Raw genomic sequence first — 16,872 nt, forward strand, 5'->3', positions numbered from 1 at the left:
CGCGCACCAACACCAACACCAACCACATGACGCGCACACCCTGCCCCGCTAGGATCGTGCCGACACTGCTTTCTGGAATGCCGATGCGGCCCCTGCTCACTTCCGTTCTTATGTGCACGCTGCTGATCTGCGGGCACGCCATTGCCGTGCCGTTCTGGGGCGCGCGCCAATCCAGCCCTGCCGAAACCGCGCCCGCACAGCTCAAACCGGGCGAATGGATCTGGGGCGGCATCAGCAAAGGCTGGGGGCCGATGGCGGTGATCGTCAGCCTCACCGAGCAACGCGCCTATGCGTATCGCAACGGCATCCTGATCGGTGTCTCCACCATCAGTTCCGGCAAGCCCGGGCACGAGACGCCTACCGGTGTGTTCACCATCCTGCAGAAGGACAAGGACCACCGCTCCAACATCTACAATGCCGCGCCGATGCCGTATCAGCAACGACTGACCTGGGATGGCGTGGCCCTGCATGCCGGCGGCTTGCCCGGTTATCCGGAATCGCATGGCTGCGTGCATCTGCCATCGGAATTCGCGCGGCTGCTGTTCGACAACTCCAACATGGGCATGGTGGTGGTGGTCGCGCAGGCGGGCGTGGATGCCGACGCAGTGGTGCATCCACGCGCACTCAGCCCGATCGACCCGACCACCGGCGCGCAGCGCGCATTGCTGCCGCTACCCAACGGCCAGGCATTTGCATGGCAACCGGAACTGGCGCCCACCGGCCCGATCTCGATGCTGGTCAGCAGCAGCGACCAGCAGCTGGTGGTGTATCGCAATGGTGTGGAAATCGGACGTGCGCAAGTCGCGCTGCACGCGCAACCGGGCGCCGCGCCGCTGGGCACGCAGGCCTTTATTGTCGGCCAGGGATTTTTGCCCGGCGAGGTGCCCGGCCTGCCCGGTCAACGCATGCCCAACTGGATGCGCATCGGCATCCCCGGCAGCAGTGCCGCAGCAGGACAAGCACTGGACGCCGACACAATCGCGCGGCTGCAGGTTCCACCGGCATTTCTGGCTGGATTGCTGCCGCTGCTGACGCCTGGCGTAGTGTTGGTGGCCACCGATCAACGCATTCTTCCCGAGACCAACGGCGGCAAGTTGCAGGTGCTGAATTCGGATCCGCCCGAGGCGCCTTGAGCGCAAGCTGCGCAGCGTTATCGCAGCAGCAAGGTGCAAGGTGCAAGGTGCGCGTGAGGTTGCGCGCGCGCATGGTCGCTGGCGATGTCCCGCGCAGGCCGCCCGCACGGTTTTGTCGAACGCTCGACGCGTCGCACGTTGCGATTGTCAGCGCAGCCTGCTTGGCAGATGATGCAGCCATACCTCATTGCCAAGGATGTGCGTGATGCGTGTACTCACTGCGGTTCTGCTCGGCAGCACGTTTTTCAGTTGCGCGTTATCCACTGCATCGGCAGAGCCGGTGCGCCCGGCCGCACCAAACGCCGAGTGTCTGGATGCACGCCAGCTGGCCGAGCTGCATCAAGTCGATGCACGCACGCTGGCCGTGGCCGAAAACGGCGGACGACTGTTCCGCCTCACCCTGGCGCAGGACTGCCCGCAACTTGCCGCGCAAGCGGATGCCAGCCTGTTGGCGGCGCACGGTTGGGTCTGCAATGGTGCGCAAGCGTACGTGAGCACCGCTCAGCAACGCTGCGCAATCAGCCAGGTCGCCACGCTCAGTGCGCGCGAGTACGCCAGCGCAGCCAGGCAACGCGACCACAGCGGCGTACCGACCCTGGAAGGCATCAGCGTGCGCGAGTCGCGTCGGCGCAATTTCGCCGGCTCATCCAGCTATTGCTTCAATCCCAGCATGCTGCGCTCCTGGTCGGAAGATGGCCAAGGTCTGGTGGTGGAAGTCTCGCCACGTCATCCCGGTACGCATCGCCATTACCGTGTGGAACTGATGGACAGCTGCCGCGAACTCAGCGGCGCGCCGCCGATCCGCTTCGTGTCCGGCATGGGCTTGAATGCCATCTGCGGCAATCCCGGCGACAAGGTCGACGTGCTCGACGAGATGGCGCTTGCCGGCGCGGCTGCCGAATCCGGCCAGCAGGGCGACCTGAGCGCCACGCGCGGTGGCCTGGCCGCGCGAATGCGCCAGAGCTGCACGGTTGCAGCGGTCTACCCACGCGATTGAAAGTGCCGCGTCGTAGGAGCGCGCTTGCGCGCGATGAAGCGTTATCGATAACGCCTCATCGCGCGCAAGCGCGCTCCTACACACGCCGTACGCGGCATTGCCGCAGCCACAATCGCCTCACGCCTTGCGCAGAAAACAGGTCTTCAACACCAGGCCCTTGATCTTTTCCGAATTGCCTTCGATGTGCTCGGCATCGTCCTCGACCAGGCGGATATTGCGGATCAGCGTGCCCTGCTTGAGCGGAATCGACGAGCCCTTGACCTTCAGATCCTTGATCACGCTCACCGTGTCGCCGGCCTGCAACACATTGCCGTTGCTGTCGCGCACCACCGTCGCAGTCGCGGCGGAGTCGCCGGCGCTCCATTCGAAGCCGCAGTCTGCGCAGATCGACAAGGTGCCGTCGACATAGGTGTTGTCCAGGCCGCATTGCGGACAGGCGGGAACGGTGGACATGCGATTCCTAAGCTCAAAACGGGCGTGGATTGTAGCGCCCCGGCCGCGCGATCACGTCTCCGGCACGGCGGTGGCGCGATAGTGCGGCGCTTGTCGAATGCCTTGCAGGTCGCGCGTGTCCAATCAATCGGTCCCCAATCCGCCCTGCGGCGCGCCCGAATCTGCAGAGCATCGCGCTGCCGAGCCTGGGGCCACCGGACCCAGCGCGGCAAATGCCAATGCCAGTGCCGCAAAGAAGACTGGCTCGCACCTGGTCGTCTACGTGGCGCTGGCCGGTAACCTGGCCATCGCAATCGCCAAGTTCATCGCCGCCGGCATTTCCGGCAGCTCGGCGATGCTCAGCGAAGGCGTGCATTCGCTGGTGGACACCATCAACGAAGTGCTGCTGCTCTACGGCCTGCGGCGCGCAGCGCAGGCGCCGACGCCTACCCATCCGTTCGGCTACGGACGCGAGCTGTATTTCTGGAGCTTCATCGTCGCGCTACTGGTGTTTGCGATGGGCGCAGGCGTGTCGCTGTACGAAGGCATCGTGCATCTGCGCAATCCCGAGCCGGCCAAGAGCCATCTGATCGCCTACATCGTGCTCGGCGTGTCGATCGTGTTCGAAGGCATTTCCTGGGTGGTGGCCTTGCGCGAGTTCCGCGCGAAGAAGGGCCGCATGGGCTATTTCCAGGCGTTTCGGCAAAGCAAGGATCCCAGCACGTTCACCGTGTTGCTCGAAGACAGCGCCGCATTGATCGGTTTGTTCATGGCCGTGCTTGGCCTTGCCGGCGCGCAACTGCTGGACATGCCCGAACTCGATGGCATCGCCTCGATCGGCATCGCCGGCGTACTGGCGGTCACCGCGTTCCTGCTGGCGCGCGAAACCAAGGGCTTGCTGATCGGCGAGCCCGCATATGCGCACGTCACCGAATCGCTGCTGCGCATTGCCGCCAGCGACCCGGACGTGCGCGCCGCCAACGGCGTCCTCACCATGCAGATGGGCCCGAACCAAGTGGTGGCTGCGTTGAGCGCCGAGTTCGAAGACAGCCGCACCACGCCGCAGATCGAAGCCTGCGTCGGGCGCATCGAGGCCGCCGCCAAACGCCAGCACCCCGAGCTCACCGCACTGTTCATCAAGCCGCAAACGCCTGAAACCTGGCATGCACGTCGCTCCGAGATCGAACGCGGGGCACAACCCGACTAGCGCGCAGCACGTGCGTTTGGGTGCACGTTGAAACATGCGAAACACCTGCTGACGTGCGATGCAAAACATCCGCCGCGTAGTTCCAGTGCAGCCAGACAGTCGACGCATGACCTTCGGCTGCAGGCATGGCCCAATCTGACACCACCACGACCAAGCTGATCCTCGCCCTAACCGCCGGATCGGCTGCGGTTGCATGATCGAAGGCGATTGCCTACGGTGGGCGTGCAGCATCTCTTCGCATCGTGAATCAGCCGATGCATTCCACTCGATCACCGTCATGGAGGTTTCCAATGGAAATCAGCCAGGGTCGCGTTGCGACCATTCACTACACTCTTTCCGACGACACCGGCCAGGTGCTGGACCGCTCCACGCCGGACACGCCGCTGACCTATCTGCACGGCGCCGGCAATATCGTGCCGGGCCTGGAGCAGGCGCTGGACGGCAAGCGCCTGGGCGAAACGCTCACCGCCGATGTGGCGCCCGAACAAGGCTATGGCCCGCGCCATGCGCAGTTGATCCAGCAGGTGCCGCGCGATGCCTTTCCCACCGATATCGAAGTGGTGCCGGGCGTGCAGTTCGAGGCCCGTACCCAGCAAGGACCGGTGCTGGTGACGGTCACCGACGTCGGCCCGGAGCATGTCACCGTCGACGGCAATCACCCGCTGGCCGGGCAGACCCTGCATTTCGCGGTCGAAGTCATCGAAGTGCGCGAAGCCACCACCGAAGAACTGAACGAAGGTCACGTCGCCAACCTTGCGGCATGAGTCATCGCGCCGTGCGCCTGCGGGTGCACGGCGCTTCGGCTGCTGCGACCTGCGCGCGGACCCTTGCCCACGACGCAAACGGCAGAAGTAGTAAAGTGCGCGGCCCGCTCATAGGCCCGCCTGCATGAAACTCGGCATCGACTTCGGTACCAGCAATTCCGCCGCTGCGGCGATCGTCGATGGCCAGGTGGTGCCGGTGCGGTTCGGGCAGGACCTGCAGTTCCGCACCACGGTGTATTTCCCCGAGACCATGCGCGACCCGGACGATTTCAGCCTCACCCCGGCGCTGGAATACGAGGTGGAACGGCTGATCGACTCGGGTCGCCGCGACGCGCTTGCCGCCGGCCGCACGCCCGCCAACGACAGCCTGCGCCGCGATGCGATCCGCATCGTGCGCCGCCAATGGATGGAAGAACAGGTACGCGAGCCGCGCAGCTCTGCCGCCCTGCTGCAGAACGCGGTCTATGGCGACGAAGCGCTGGATGCGTATTTCCTCGAAGGCGAAGGCAGCCTGGTGCAGAGCCCCAAGTCGATGCTGGGCTATAACCTGCATCCGCGTGCGCGCCAGACCATCACCGGCATCGCCACGCATGTGCTGGAACACATCCGGCTCACCGCCTCGCGCCAGTTCGACATCAACATCCGCAGCGCCACGCTAGGCCGCCCGGTGCAGTTCCGCAGCTCGATCGGCGAGGCCGGCAATGCGCAGGCGCTGGAGATCCTGCAGACCGCCGCCATCGCTGCGGGCTTCGATACAGTGGATTTCCTCGAAGAGCCCGCAGCCGCCGCCATGCACTACCACGTCAGCCACGACACCCGGCACGACACCGTGGTGGTGGACATCGGCGGCGGTACCACCGACATCGCGCATGCCAGCGTCGGCGGCAGCGACGCGCCGCAGGTGCACCGCGCCTGGGGCATCGCACGCGGCGGTACCGATATCGATCTTGCGCTGAGCCTGGCCGCCTACATGCCGCTGTTCGGCCGCGGCATCACCCGCGTGCCGACCCACCACTATGTGGAAGCGGCGATGATGCAGGACATGACCCGCCAGCGCGAATTCCGCCTGCACAAGTACCAGGACGTGCCCGCCCCGTTCGACAAGCGTCTGCAGGCGCTGCAGGACACCGGCAACACCGCGCGCCTGTATCGCGGCGTGGAAGCCTGCAAGATCGCGCTCAGCGAGCGCGACCAGCACCAGGCGGCGCTGGACTTCATCGAGCGTGGGCTGGGCGTGGATGTGCAGGCCAGCGCACTGGTGGCGTCCGCTTCCAACTATCTGGGCGAACTGGAAGGCCTGCTCGCGCAGGTGCGTGCCGACTTGGCCGCGCCGCCGGCCACGCTGTTCCTCACCGGCGGCATGTCGCGCGCAGGCTATATCCGTGACACGGTCGCGGCCGCCTTCCCGGAATCGCGCCTGGTGCAAGGCGATCCGTCCTTTGGTGTGGTCCAGGGCCTGGCCTGGGCTGCCGCGCGGTAAGCGGCAGCTAGATGGTCGGTTAGCTGTGCACAGCACGCGTTAACGCAATCCGGCGCAACTTCCCATACAATGCACGGTTGCTGCCGGACGCCCCGCCGTCTTGTCTGCAAGGCACGCTTGCCGTGCCGCCGCGATTGCGCACCGAACGCGATCGCACCTCTCGACATCGCTTCTGCGCGCGCCACCCTAGCCGCACGCGATGTCCTTGCACTTCCCCGCTACAGGAGGCCACATGGCACGTCCCGCGACCAAGCAGAAATCCCAGCCCAGCATCGCTCGCAGCGAAGGCAAGTCGCAGCCGCTCAGTCGTGAGCGTATCGCTGCCGACATCGCCGCGTTCCGCAAGACCGGCGGCAGGATTGAAGTGCTCACCACCAACTTCGGCCCAGCTCGCAACGATGGCGACAAGATCGCCTAAGCGTTGCTCCGAAGTGTTTGCTCAACGTGCCACCGCAAGGTGGCACGCTTGTTTCAGGAATCAGAATCCAGCCATCAGTTGCTGTAATCGATGCGCACCGAGCCCGAGTGCGATTCCAGTTTGACGTCGCCATTGCCCGCCCCCAGCCTGGTTTTCAGACTCTTGCCCGGGCCGTACTCCGGCCGCTCCACCTGCCCGGCCACCGAGCGGATGTCACCACTGAACACGTCCACCTGTAGCGCTGCCGAGACATTGCGCGGCACGCCCAGGGTGATCGCGCCACTGACACTCTCCGCCGCGATACTGCCGCCAGGCGCCAGCCCGGTCACCGTCAGCGCCGTTCCCCCGGACACACTCTCGGCGCGCAGCTGCGACACCTGCCCCGCGCCAACCCGGATCTGGCCGGAGACGGACTCGACCGAGATCACCCCGCTGGCGCCCGAGGGCGCATCGATCTGCCCACTCACCGTGCCCAGCGTCAGCCGCCCGCTGGCCACCGAGCTACGCAGCGAGCCGCTGACGGTTTCCAGTTGCGCCTCCTTGGCGCGCCCACCGGCGACCACATCGCCGCTGACCGACTTGAGCTGCAACCGCGCCAGATCGACCTGATCGACATCGACCGAGGCACTTACCGCCTCCACGTCCAGCAACGCCGCACGCGGGACCCGCAACTCCAGTTGAGCGCCCTTACTGTTGCGGCCGTTGCGCGGGTAGATCACCTCAAGCTGCAGCAAGTCCGGGCTTGCGTCGACATCCAGCCGCTGCCCCTCGCCCAAGCTGCCGGTCAGCGCCACCTCGTCGCGATCCCAGCCGCGCACGCGAATCTGCCCGGCAATGTTTTCCACCTCCACGCGCCCACCGCGCGCCAGCGGATGGGTCTGCTTCAGCGTGGTCTGCGCCGCTGCCGGCACGGCGCACACCGCAGCCAGCAGCAACAGGGAAAGATGGGCGTAACGCATGTGCATGCTCCTCAGCTAGGAAAAGACGCCTCGCCCTGTGCGGCAAGACGGGTCAATTGCAGCCGCTTCGCATAGGTACGCTGCAGCTGCGACAACAAAAATGCAGAGCCCGGGCTCTGCGCGATCGCGGCGTGGATGGCCTGTACGCTTTGATCCAGCTCATTCAGCGCCGGACGCAGATCGGCCGGCACCTGCTGGACTGGAAATGCCGCAATCGCCTGCTGGTACTGCCCGGCCATCGCCTGTGCCTGCGCCACCAGCGCGGGCTGCATGGGGACGGGCGTACGTGCCTGCCGATCGAGCCCGGGCACGATGACCACCAACGCCAGCGCAGCGGCCAGCGCCACACCCAGTGCAGGCCAGGCCCATGCGCGATGACGGCGTGGCATCAATGCGACCACGTTGGAGTGCGCCGTCAATGCGGGCGCAATGCGCTCCCACACCTGCGCCGGTGGCTGGCGGTGTTGCGGCAATGCCCGCAAACGCGCGCACAACGCAGCGTCGTCGGTATCGCGAGGGTCATGCGGATCGTGATTCATACGGTGTCTCCCAGCCGCGCACGCAGCAAGCCGCGCGCGCGATGTAGTTGTGCCTTGGAACTGCCGACCGCCATGTGCAATTGGTCGGCAATCTCCTGATGTTTCCAGCCCTCGATGTCGTGCAGTACCAGCACCGCGCGTGCACGCGGCGGCAATGTTTCCAGCGCGCGCTCCAGATCCATCCGGGTCGATTGGCAATGCGCTGCGCCAGGAATCGCCGCGAGAATCTCGCCGTCGGCATCGTCCACCATGTGGTCGCTCGCAGCCGAGCGCGCACGCAACTCCATCAAGGCGGTGTTGACCGCCAGGCGATGCAGCCAGGTACCCAGCACACTTTGAAAACGGAATTGCGGCAAGGCCTTCCATGCCGCGATGAAGGTTTCCTGCAGCACATCGTCGGCGCGCGCCGCGTTGCCACCGCACAAGCGCCAGACCACCGCATACAACCGCGGCGAGTGGCGGCGATAGATGGTCTCGTAGGCAGCGCGATCTCCGCGCGCAGCAGCACGCGCCAAGCCGGCGTCATCGCGGTCGGCGGGGCTGTCGCACTCTGAGGCATCGATGGGCATGGCGGTGTCGAGCATATCCAGTTCGATGCGCCAGACAGCGCAAAGGTTTAAACCCGGCAAACTGTTTTTCTTCGAGCACGGCGTAAACCTTTTCGCCTGCCGGCGCATCCAATCCTTTCGATAGCGCACTCCTGCGTCGCATCGCTTGCCTGGGCACGGTCATCGGCCGCTCCAAGCGCAGGCATTCTGATCGGAAGCCCACATGCCGCATGTTCTTGGATTGCTCCTGAGCCTGTGCTCCACCCACTGCCCGGCCCCGCTGCCGATGGATGCGCTGCAGCTCACACTGACCCCGGCGCGCCTGGAGCTGTGTCTGCTGCGTTTACCGCTCAAGCAGGTGTCTTGCGTCGCGATGAGCACACCATGGGAATGGACGCTGGTGCGTCACCTGGAACAGCGCTGGCAGCGCTTGGTCGCGCTCTCCGCATCCAGTGCGGGTATTACGCGCTAGCCGCCTGCAACTGCATGCTGTCTTCCCCGAGCGCCCCGTTACAATGGGCATCCGCCCAACCTGCATGATGTGATGTCCGCGCCCGATGCGTTGCCCACCATGATCCGTAGCCTGCTGCCGCACTGGAATCCGCAGTGGCTGGCTGTCGCAGTGCCAACGGTGCAGATCGTGTTGATCGTCGCCGTTGCCGCATTGGTACGGCTGCTGCTGCGGCAACTGCTGCGGCGCTTGTGTACGCGCTACAGCCTGCCGGCAGAAATGATGATCGGTATCCGGCGTGTGGGCAGCTTCGTCATCTCGGTCACCGCCGTGCTGACGGTGCTGAACGTGCTTGGCGTCTCCAGCGGCACCTTGTGGACCGCGTTCACCGGGTTCGCGGCGGTCGGTGCGGTGGCGTTCTTCGCGGCATGGAGCGTGCTGTCCAATATCTTCTGCACGTTCCTGATCATCACCACGCGCCCGTTCCGCCTGCACGACCATATCGAATTGCTCGAAGGTGGCGACAAGCCGGGCCTGAAAGGCCGCGTGATCGACATCAACGTGATTTACACGACACTGGAAGAAACCGGCGACCATGCAGGCAGCGTGCTGCAGGTTCCCAACAGCCTGTTCTTCCAGCGCACCACGCGTCGCTGGCGCGAGACCAGCCACTTCAACACCCACTAAGACGCCCATCCAGCTGTCAACGCAGCTGGCTGTCCTTACTGCCGCGGCGGTTGTAGCCGCCTTGCGCCGCTTGCTCAAGATCGTGCGCTTCCTGGCAATTCACGCATAGGTGCACGCCCGGCACTGCCTTGCGGCGCGCTTCGGGAATCGCTGCATCGCACTCTTCGCAATGCGTCAGGCTCGGGCCCTGATGCAGCTGGCTCCGCGCGCGCTTGATCGCATCCTCGACGGTTGCATCGATCTGGTCCTGCACCGCCCCATCACCCGCCCATCCGGTCGCCATGATCGCCTCGGCTTGTTGGCTCAGGAGTGGAATATGGGCATGCCCAAAGGCAAATCCAAGCCGGACGTGCACAGTGCGCTCAAATCGGGTGCTCTAGCATCGGGGTATTCGCACTCGTTGAGGAATCTGCAATGGAACAACCCGTCCACCCGTTCTCCGAATTATTCGCCCAGTTGGGTCTGCCATCGGACGAAGTCAGCATTCGCGACTTTATCGATGAGCACTCTCCATTGCCGGGCGATGTGCGTCTGGAAGAGGCGCCCTTCTGGACTCCGGCACAGGCACAGTTGCTGCGTGAAGAACGCCTCGACGATGCCGACTGGATCGTGACCATCGATCAACTCAACATCGCCTTGCACACCACCGCCGAAGACACCGGCGTCTGATCTACGCAAGAGCGCAGCGAAAGCATTGCGGTAGAACTCGCCTGTAGTCTTTTACTTGCGCCGGCCAAATACCTGCCCCGGCCGATTCGATTGATCAGATTGCAATAACAAAAAAGAGCGGCCAGTGGCCGCTCTTTTGCATTCCAGGTAACGTGGCTGGCGTGCGAAGCGCGCGCCGACGCCAAGCACTCGGACGTCAGGTCACCTTCTTGGCGATCGTCACACCCAGCACGAACAGCACGATGGCGATGATGATGCCGGCCCAGAACAGAAACTTGGCAATGCCCATCGCAGCGCCCGCCATGCCGCCAAACCCGAGCGCACCGGCGATCAGTCCGATGATGGCGAAAATAATGGCCCACTTGATCATGTTGTTGTCTCCTCGTCCGGCACGCTGCCGTGTTTTTAGTCGTGTGCCTGCGGCAACACACCGCAAAACATGCGCTGCACGCTACGCATCCAGGTGTGCCGCATTCGTGAATACGCTTGACACACACCGCCACATTCGCGCGCGCAGATTCGCCACCGGCACCTGCATCGGCGATCATGTGCACTTCGCAGCACTCGATCGGCATGGACACTCTCCGCTATCTCACCGGTTACCCGCCCGCCGTCCTGGATCAGGTGCGCGCGCTGATCGCGCAGGACAAACTCGCAGCGGTGCTGGCACGGCGCTACCCGGACCGCCATGAGATCCGCACCGACCGCCATCTGTACGAGTACGTCAAAGCGATGAAGGAGCGCTACATGCGCTCATCGCCCACCTTGCACAAGGCGATGTACGACAACCATCTGCAGGTGGTGAAGCATGCGCTGGGCACGCACACCGCCATCTCGCGCGTGCACGGCAGCCGGCTCAAGGCCAGCCGCGAAATCCGCATCGCCTCGCTGTTCCGCGATGCTCCAGAGCCATTTCTGCAGATGATCGTGGCCCACGAGCTGGCGCATCTGAAGGAGGCCGATCACAACAAGGCCTTCTACCAGCTGTGCAACCACATGACGCGCGACTACCACCAACTGGAGTTCGATCTGCGCCTGTATCTGACCCAGCTGGCGCTGTCGGCGAGCAGCTGATCGCGCATCGCCCGGGCAGGGCTTAGGATGCCGCGATGGAACAGACGCATGCACTCGCCGACCTGACGCAAGCTGCCAACGGGCAACAGCCCGCCGCAATGAATGCCTTGGCACAGGCGCTGGTGCGCGCCGGGCAGACCGAGCAGGCCTTGGTCTGGTACACACGGGGCGCGGCCGCCGGCGATCCCACTGCACTGATCGAAGCCGGGCGCATGCTGGCCTACGGTATCGGTTGCGATGTGGATAGTGCCCAGACGCTGGCGCACTGGCAGCAGGCCGAGCGCCAGGACTCCGCAGCAGCACGTTATCTGCTGGCAACGCTGGCGGTCACCGACACCCCGTTGGCGCTGGCGCCGCAGGCATACGCGCAACTGCACGCCGCAGCCTTGGCCGACTACCCACTCGCACTCCGCGCACTGGCCATCCAGCACGGCCGCATCGATCACCCGCAACAGCAACGCCGCTGCGTCGCCCTGCTGGAGCGCGCCGCCGCAGGCGGCGATGCGCTGGCGGCCGCACTGCTGGCAGAGCGCTTGCTGCGCGGCGAAGGCGTCCCGCCGCAGCCTGAGGCCGCGGCGCAGCTGTTGCGGCAATTGCAACCCTTGGGCATCGCCGCACTGCCCGATGTGCGGATCCCGCCACCCGATCCCGGTGGCGACCCCGTTGGCGACGAGGACCACATCAGTTTCGCGCCCCAAAGAAACGTGACGACGCGGCGCCACGACGCGCCCATGATCGAGGAAGTCTCCGCTGTGCTGTCTGTCGACGAATGCCGCTTGCTGATGCTGCTGGCACGGCCGCATCTGCGTGCTTCGCAGGTGGTGGACCCCAACGATGCGAGCACGCACCGAACGCCGATCCGCACCAGCCGCGGCGCCACGCTGGATCCGATCCTCGAAGACTTCGCTGCACGTGCAGCGCAGGCGCGCGTGGCGGCCTGCGCGCAGCTGCCGTTGACCCACGCCGAAGCGCTGTCGGTGCTGTGCTACGCGCCGGGCGAGCACTACCGCGCCCATCGCGACTACCTGCCGCCCGGCACGATCGCCGCAGACCACCCTGGCGCCGGCAATCGGCTGCGCACCGCATGCGTCTATCTCAACGCTGTCGGCGCAGGCGGCGAAACCGAGTTCCCTGTTGCTGGCATCCGGGTACAGCCGCGTGCCGGGTCAGTGGTGTGCTTCGACAACCTGCAGGCCGATGGCCGCCCCGATCCCGATTCGCTGCACGCCGGCCTACCGGTCACCACGGGCAGCAAATGGCTGGGAACCTTGTGGTTTCGGCAGCAGCGTTATCGGCATTGGTGAACAGATTCATACACAAGCCCCTACCGACGTGGTTTAAAATGTTGCAGCGCGACGTGATCGGACAGGGTCTGCAGACGTCGCGTTTTTTGTTTCCCATTGCACGGGTCCAGACCCGGCCTCAGGGAAGGCACATCACGCAGCCCCGCGGAGCCTTCGATGCTTTTCGAAACCCTCGATACCACCGGCCACGAGCAGGTGATTTTCTGTCACAACCGCGACGCCGGCCTCAAAGCGATCATCGCCTTGCACAGCACCCGTCTCGGGCCAGCACTGGGCGGCGTGCGCATGCGCCCGTACCCCACTAGCGAAGCGGCACTCGACGACGCGCTGCGGCTCAGCCGCACCATGACCTACAAGAACGCACTGGCCGGACTGAATGTCGGCGGCGGCAAGGCGGTGATCATCGGCGACCCCAAGACCGACAAGTCCGAGGCGCTGTTCCGCGCGTTCGGCCGTTTTGTCGACACCCTGGGCGGGCGCTACATCACCTCCGAGGACGTGGGCACCGACGTCAACGACATGGAAAAGATCTACCTGGAGAGCGAGTACGTCACCGGCGTGCATCAGGTGCATCGCGGCTCCGGCGATCCCGCCCCGTTCACCGCCTACGGCGCGCTGCAGGCGCTGATGGCCTCGCTCAATCGCAGGCTCGGCCATGAAGAAGTCGGCAAGTCCAGCATCGCGATCCAGGGCCTGGGCCATATCGGCATGGAGCTGGTGAAGCTGCTCAAGGAACGCGGCGCAAAACTATATGTAACCGATCTGAACCCGGCGCTGGTGGACCGCGCAGTGGCCGAATACGGCGCCGAAGCCGTGCGTGTGGACGAGATCTACGAAGTTCCGGCCGATGTGTTCGCGCCGTGCGCGCTGGAAGGCGCGATCAACGAACAGACCCTGCCACGGCTCAAGGCCAAGATCATTTGCGGCACCGCCAACAACCAGCTCGCCAGCGCCGCCATCGGGCAAGAGTTGCACAAGCGCGGCATCCTGTACGCACCCGATTATGTGGTCAATGCCGGCGGCGTGATGAATGTGTCGCTGGAGATCGACGGCTACAACCGCGAGCGCGCGATGCGGCTGATCCGCAGCATCTATCACAATCTGGAAAAGGTGTTCGATCTGTCCACGCAGCTGGGCGTACCGCCGCAGCAGGCAGCCGATCAGATCGCCGAAACGCGCATCGAGGCCATCAGCAAGCTCAAATTGCCGCTGGGCCGCACCGCACCGCGCTTTTTGCACAAGCTGCGCGGCGAGTGATCCGCATGCCCAGGCAGCAGTGCCTGGGCATGCAGGACGCCGATCAGAAATCGGCGCTGTAACGCAGGCTCAACGCGCGGTCGTCGCCGCGCTCGCCCACCCGCTGGTCGTAACCGAAACGCAGCTGGCTTTGATTACCGAATGGTGCAGAAGCAGCGATGCCAAACAAACCACCCGAGCGCGCCGGCTGCATGCCGCGCAACGGCGCCCACGCATCCACACCGATGAAGCTGGCATCCAGCATCAAGCCTTCGCTGCTCAATGCCTGCTGCCACTCGGCATAACCGCCCAACTGGATGCCGCGCCAGCGATATGCCGAACGCACACCGGCCAGCACCTGGGTGCGCGAGGAGGTGCTGGCATCGGCACGCAGGCCGAAGCCGTCGCCACCGCTTTCGCGAAAACCTTCGCTACGCAGCCGCACATAATCCAGGCCCATGTACGGCGTCAGCGTTGTGCGTGCACCGCCCCAGCGATAGCCGGTTTCCAGGTTGCCGCTGAGGTAACTGCCGCTGTAGTCGCTGAAGGCGCTGCTGCGGTCTTCGCCGAACTGCAGGCTGCGCTCGATCTGCCGATCGACATTGCCGAAACCCAGCTGACCCAGCGTGTAGGCCGAGCCCAGCGTGGTGCCCCAGTACAGCTGACCTTGCACCTGACGATCGCGCCCACGTGCACCATCCAGATCGCCCAGGCTGTTGGAGCGCGTTTCGCCGAAGGCAAAACCCGCGACCGCGCCGGAGGCCAGGCGCAGATCATTCCCCATCATCCAGCCGGAGGTGGCGAATCCGGACGTGGTCACCCCGCCCTCGCCCGGCCCGCCGAGCGCACGTTGCCAGACGCCGAGCATGCGCGGCTGCTGCGACAAGCCATCGAAATGCGCCGCCAACGCACGCCGGCCCAGATCGATGGTGTCGAAGGTCATCGCTGCGGAAGCCGCATGCGCACGACCGGACAGACTGCGCAACGAATCGGCGGCAGCCTTCGCATTCGGCGATTGCTGCAACGCCGCTGCGGCGCGAATGAAGCCGTTGCTGATCGCGCCGCTGCCTTGGAACTGCTGCGCATCCACCTGCTGGAACGCCTGCTCGACACGCACTGCCGAATCCATCGACGCAGTGCCGATGACGCCCAGCGTTGCCGCGACTGCAGTGACATCCATGCGCCGCAACGTCAGATACGCGCTATTGCTGTCGTAGCTCAGATTGGCATCGAGGAAGGTCACTGCCGGCCCGTTGCTGAGCGAATCGAACCGACCCTGCAGCCCGTTGGTGGCTTGCAGCAAGGTGTAGGTGTTGTTGTCGATCACGTAATCGCGCCGGCCGAGCACTTGCAGATCGCCTGCAATCGTCGCGGTGCCCGCAACGTTCAAACGATCGCCGACGTTCAAGGCCAGACGGCCATCACCCGCCTGGGTGTAATTGCCGGTGACAGACAGCGCCGCACTGTTGACCTGCAGCGTGCCGGCATTGTTCACCGTTCCACCGATCCTGCCGGCACCGACCAGCCTGGCGCCATTGGCAATGCCCACGCGCGCACTCTGCAGACTGGCCGTCTGCAAGATGCCACCGAGCACCTGGGTGTCGCCGGCAAAGGTGTTGGCATCGCTACTCAACACCAAGGTACCGGTCCCACGCTTGGTCAGCCCACCGCTGCCGCTGATGTCGTTGGCCCAGGTCGAACGCAAGGTATTGACGGTGACATCCACCGTCCCCCAATCGAAACGTGCCGGTCCCAGCACCGCCTTGCCGACATTGAGCAAGCCGTAGCCAAACGTCGGATCGACGCCCGCTGCGCCCAGATCGGTGGCAGTTCCCAGCAAGGTCTGGCGCACCAGATCATTGTTGAAATACGGAAACGCCTCCCACACCAGTGCGGCTGCACCGGACACCAGCGGCGCGGCAAACGAGGTGCCGCTGCCATAGAAATAACGGATGTTGCTGGCGGTGGCATCGGGGTGGAGAAACATCGAGGTGCCCGGCGCCACCAGGCAATAACGCATCGCAACGCCGCAGGCATTGGAGTACGAGGCCAGCTGCGTGGGATTGGCGGTATCCAGCGCGGCGACCACCAACCAGCCGCGTTCCAGATCGGCGGCCGGCAGCGTTCCATTCGGGCCCAACTGACTGGGCAGCGCCGCAGTGTCGGAGGGTTCCGGTCTTGATTCATTCCCCGACGCAAACACCACCAGCCCATCGTTGCCTATGATGAAAGGCCGGTATTCCTGCGCAATCTGATTGGTCACCGCCGGGTCGTTCCAATACAGCCCGCCCCACGAATTATTCATGATGCGCACGCCTGCGCTGATCAGGTCGGCATGCACGCCGGCCAGTCCAAGCGGGCCATCGACCTCATTGCCTTCGCCGCTATCGTCATCGTCCGGCGCTTCATCGCTGATGATGCGTGCGGACACCAGGCCTGCGCCGCTGGCGATGCCGCCCGGCCACTGCCCCACTGCACGCCCGGCCGCCAGCTGCGCCACCACGGTGCCGTGGCCCACCACATCGCCCGCAGCGACATTGTTGGTGCGCGGATCGACATAGATGAAGCTGTCGCTGACCCGCCCCTGCAAGGCCGGATGATTGGTATTGATGCCGGTATCGATCACGCCGATGCGATACCCCGCACCGGTGAACCCCAACGCCTGCGCGGCGCGCGCATTGGTCAGCGTCAGATGCGCGTCGAATGCGGGTTCCGGTGTCGTCGGCGGTGCCACTACCGGCGGTGGCGGTGGCGGCGGTGAGGTTGGCGGCGGTGGTGGCGGTGGCGAGGTCGGTGGCGGTGCAGTCGGTGTGGTCGGACGAATGCCGCCACCACCTCCACCGCCGCCACACGCGGTCAACGCCACAGCCAACGCCGAGGCCAGGACAGTCCTGCCGACGTCTCTCTTCTTCATCTGAGTTGTTCTCCCCGAACCCATTCCATGGATAGGGCCCAATCCGGACCCGAACGAGGT

Annotated in this window: 19 protein-coding genes; 12 read left to right on the forward strand and 7 right to left on the reverse strand. The window is 64.9% G+C overall.

The annotated features are described in order from the left end of the window. Window positions 1-77: 77 nt before the first annotated feature. The gene (locus tag NDY25_RS03330; protein ID WP_168958352.1) at window positions 78-1,133 is read left to right on the forward strand and encodes a L,D-transpeptidase; all 1,056 of its coding nucleotides are present in this window, start codon (window positions 78-80) and stop codon (window positions 1,131-1,133) included. A gap of 205 nt (window positions 1,134-1,338) precedes the next feature. Continuing rightward, complete coding sequence (locus NDY25_RS03335) at window positions 1,339-2,130, forward strand: hypothetical protein (RefSeq protein ID WP_233366484.1); 792 nt, start codon at window positions 1,339-1,341, stop codon at window positions 2,128-2,130. A gap of 117 nt (window positions 2,131-2,247) precedes the next feature. On the opposite strand, the gene NDY25_RS03340 is transcribed toward NDY25_RS03335, so the two are convergent. Beyond that, window positions 2,248-2,583, reverse strand: coding sequence for a zinc ribbon domain-containing protein YjdM (locus NDY25_RS03340; RefSeq protein WP_168958350.1), 336 nt, complete (start codon window positions 2,581-2,583; stop codon window positions 2,248-2,250). Between the two features lie 115 nt (window positions 2,584-2,698). Here NDY25_RS03340 and NDY25_RS03345 point away from each other — a divergent pair, with 115 nt between their 5' ends. The 4 genes from NDY25_RS03345 to NDY25_RS03360 all read left to right on the forward strand — a co-directional run bounded on the left by NDY25_RS03345 (window position 2,699) and on the right by NDY25_RS03360 (window position 6,431). Further along, window positions 2,699-3,769 (forward strand): cation diffusion facilitator family transporter, encoded by a 1,071-nt coding sequence (locus tag NDY25_RS03345; protein WP_425526348.1) that lies wholly within the window; start codon window positions 2,699-2,701, stop codon window positions 3,767-3,769. 290 nt (window positions 3,770-4,059) lie between these two features. Beyond that, window positions 4,060-4,533, forward strand: a complete 474-nt coding sequence (locus NDY25_RS03350) for an FKBP-type peptidyl-prolyl cis-trans isomerase (protein WP_168958348.1) — start codon at window positions 4,060-4,062, stop codon at window positions 4,531-4,533. Between the two features lie 124 nt (window positions 4,534-4,657). Further along, a complete protein-coding gene (locus NDY25_RS03355) occupies window positions 4,658-6,013 on the forward strand; it encodes an Hsp70 family protein (RefSeq protein ID WP_168958347.1) in 1,356 nt (451 codons plus the stop codon). Window positions 6,014-6,245: 232 nt separating this feature from the next. After that, window positions 6,246-6,431, forward strand: a complete 186-nt coding sequence (locus NDY25_RS03360; protein ID WP_010366034.1) for a hypothetical protein — start codon at window positions 6,246-6,248, stop codon at window positions 6,429-6,431. A 74-nt stretch (window positions 6,432-6,505) separates the two neighbouring features. Here the strand turns inward: NDY25_RS03360 and NDY25_RS03365 are convergent, their stop codons facing one another. Genes NDY25_RS03365 through NDY25_RS03375 form a run of 3 tightly spaced genes read right to left on the reverse strand, consistent with a single transcriptional unit; the run spans window position 6,506 to window position 8,513 of the window. Then, window positions 6,506-7,390, reverse strand: a complete 885-nt coding sequence (locus NDY25_RS03365) for a DUF4097 family beta strand repeat-containing protein (protein WP_168958346.1) — start codon at window positions 7,388-7,390, stop codon at window positions 6,506-6,508. Window positions 7,391-7,401: 11 nt separating this feature from the next. Continuing rightward, window positions 7,402-7,929, reverse strand: a complete 528-nt coding sequence (locus tag NDY25_RS03370) for a hypothetical protein (RefSeq protein ID WP_168958345.1) — start codon at window positions 7,927-7,929, stop codon at window positions 7,402-7,404. Next, a complete protein-coding gene (locus NDY25_RS03375; RefSeq protein ID WP_168958344.1) occupies window positions 7,926-8,513 on the reverse strand; it encodes an RNA polymerase sigma factor in 588 nt (195 codons plus the stop codon). Before NDY25_RS03375 ends, NDY25_RS03370 begins: the two co-directional genes overlap by 4 nt. Window positions 8,514-8,700: 187 nt before the next feature. Between NDY25_RS03375 and NDY25_RS03380 the strand changes: the two genes are divergently transcribed. After that, complete coding sequence (locus NDY25_RS03380; protein ID WP_233366487.1) at window positions 8,701-8,949, forward strand: hypothetical protein; 249 nt, start codon at window positions 8,701-8,703, stop codon at window positions 8,947-8,949. A gap of 72 nt (window positions 8,950-9,021) precedes the next feature. Further along, window positions 9,022-9,615 (forward strand): mechanosensitive ion channel family protein, encoded by a 594-nt coding sequence (locus tag NDY25_RS03385; RefSeq protein ID WP_168958343.1) that lies wholly within the window; start codon window positions 9,022-9,024, stop codon window positions 9,613-9,615. Between the two features lie 16 nt (window positions 9,616-9,631). On the opposite strand, the gene NDY25_RS03390 is transcribed toward NDY25_RS03385, so the two are convergent. Next, window positions 9,632-9,898: a DksA/TraR family C4-type zinc finger protein gene (locus NDY25_RS03390; RefSeq protein WP_115038393.1), complete on the reverse strand. Its 267-nt coding sequence runs from the start codon at window positions 9,896-9,898 to the stop codon at window positions 9,632-9,634. A 131-nt stretch (window positions 9,899-10,029) separates the two neighbouring features. Between NDY25_RS03390 and NDY25_RS03395 the strand changes: the two genes are divergently transcribed. After that, window positions 10,030-10,284: a DUF2789 domain-containing protein gene (locus NDY25_RS03395; protein ID WP_006452845.1), complete on the forward strand. Its 255-nt coding sequence runs from the start codon at window positions 10,030-10,032 to the stop codon at window positions 10,282-10,284. 196 nt (window positions 10,285-10,480) lie between these two features. Here the strand turns inward: NDY25_RS03395 and NDY25_RS03400 are convergent, their stop codons facing one another. After that, window positions 10,481-10,654, reverse strand: coding sequence for a DUF1328 domain-containing protein (locus NDY25_RS03400; RefSeq protein ID WP_006452844.1), 174 nt, complete (start codon window positions 10,652-10,654; stop codon window positions 10,481-10,483). 176 nt (window positions 10,655-10,830) lie between these two features. Between NDY25_RS03400 and NDY25_RS03405 the strand changes: the two genes are divergently transcribed. The 3 genes from NDY25_RS03405 to NDY25_RS03415 all read left to right on the forward strand — a co-directional run bounded on the left by NDY25_RS03405 (window position 10,831) and on the right by NDY25_RS03415 (window position 13,919). Then, window positions 10,831-11,358 carry a M48 family metallopeptidase gene (locus NDY25_RS03405; RefSeq protein WP_168958342.1) on the forward strand — a complete coding sequence of 176 codons (528 nt, stop codon included), beginning with the start codon at window positions 10,831-10,833 and terminating at the stop codon, window positions 11,356-11,358. Window positions 11,359-11,393: 35 nt separating this feature from the next. Continuing rightward, window positions 11,394-12,662: a 2OG-Fe(II) oxygenase gene (locus tag NDY25_RS03410; protein ID WP_168958341.1), complete on the forward strand. Its 1,269-nt coding sequence runs from the start codon at window positions 11,394-11,396 to the stop codon at window positions 12,660-12,662. A 156-nt stretch (window positions 12,663-12,818) separates the two neighbouring features. Then, window positions 12,819-13,919: a Glu/Leu/Phe/Val dehydrogenase dimerization domain-containing protein gene (locus NDY25_RS03415; protein ID WP_023903276.1), complete on the forward strand. Its 1,101-nt coding sequence runs from the start codon at window positions 12,819-12,821 to the stop codon at window positions 13,917-13,919. Window positions 13,920-13,962: 43 nt separating this feature from the next. On the opposite strand, the gene NDY25_RS03420 is transcribed toward NDY25_RS03415, so the two are convergent. Beyond that, on the reverse strand, window positions 13,963-16,812 hold the full coding sequence (locus NDY25_RS03420; RefSeq protein WP_256627770.1) for an autotransporter serine protease: 2,850 nt from the start codon (window positions 16,810-16,812) through the stop codon (window positions 13,963-13,965). Between the last annotated feature and the right edge of the window lie 60 nt (window positions 16,813-16,872).

Source organism: Xanthomonas hortorum pv. pelargonii (genome assembly GCF_024499015.1).
GTDB classification, from domain to species: domain Bacteria; phylum Pseudomonadota; class Gammaproteobacteria; order Xanthomonadales; family Xanthomonadaceae; genus Xanthomonas; species Xanthomonas hortorum_B.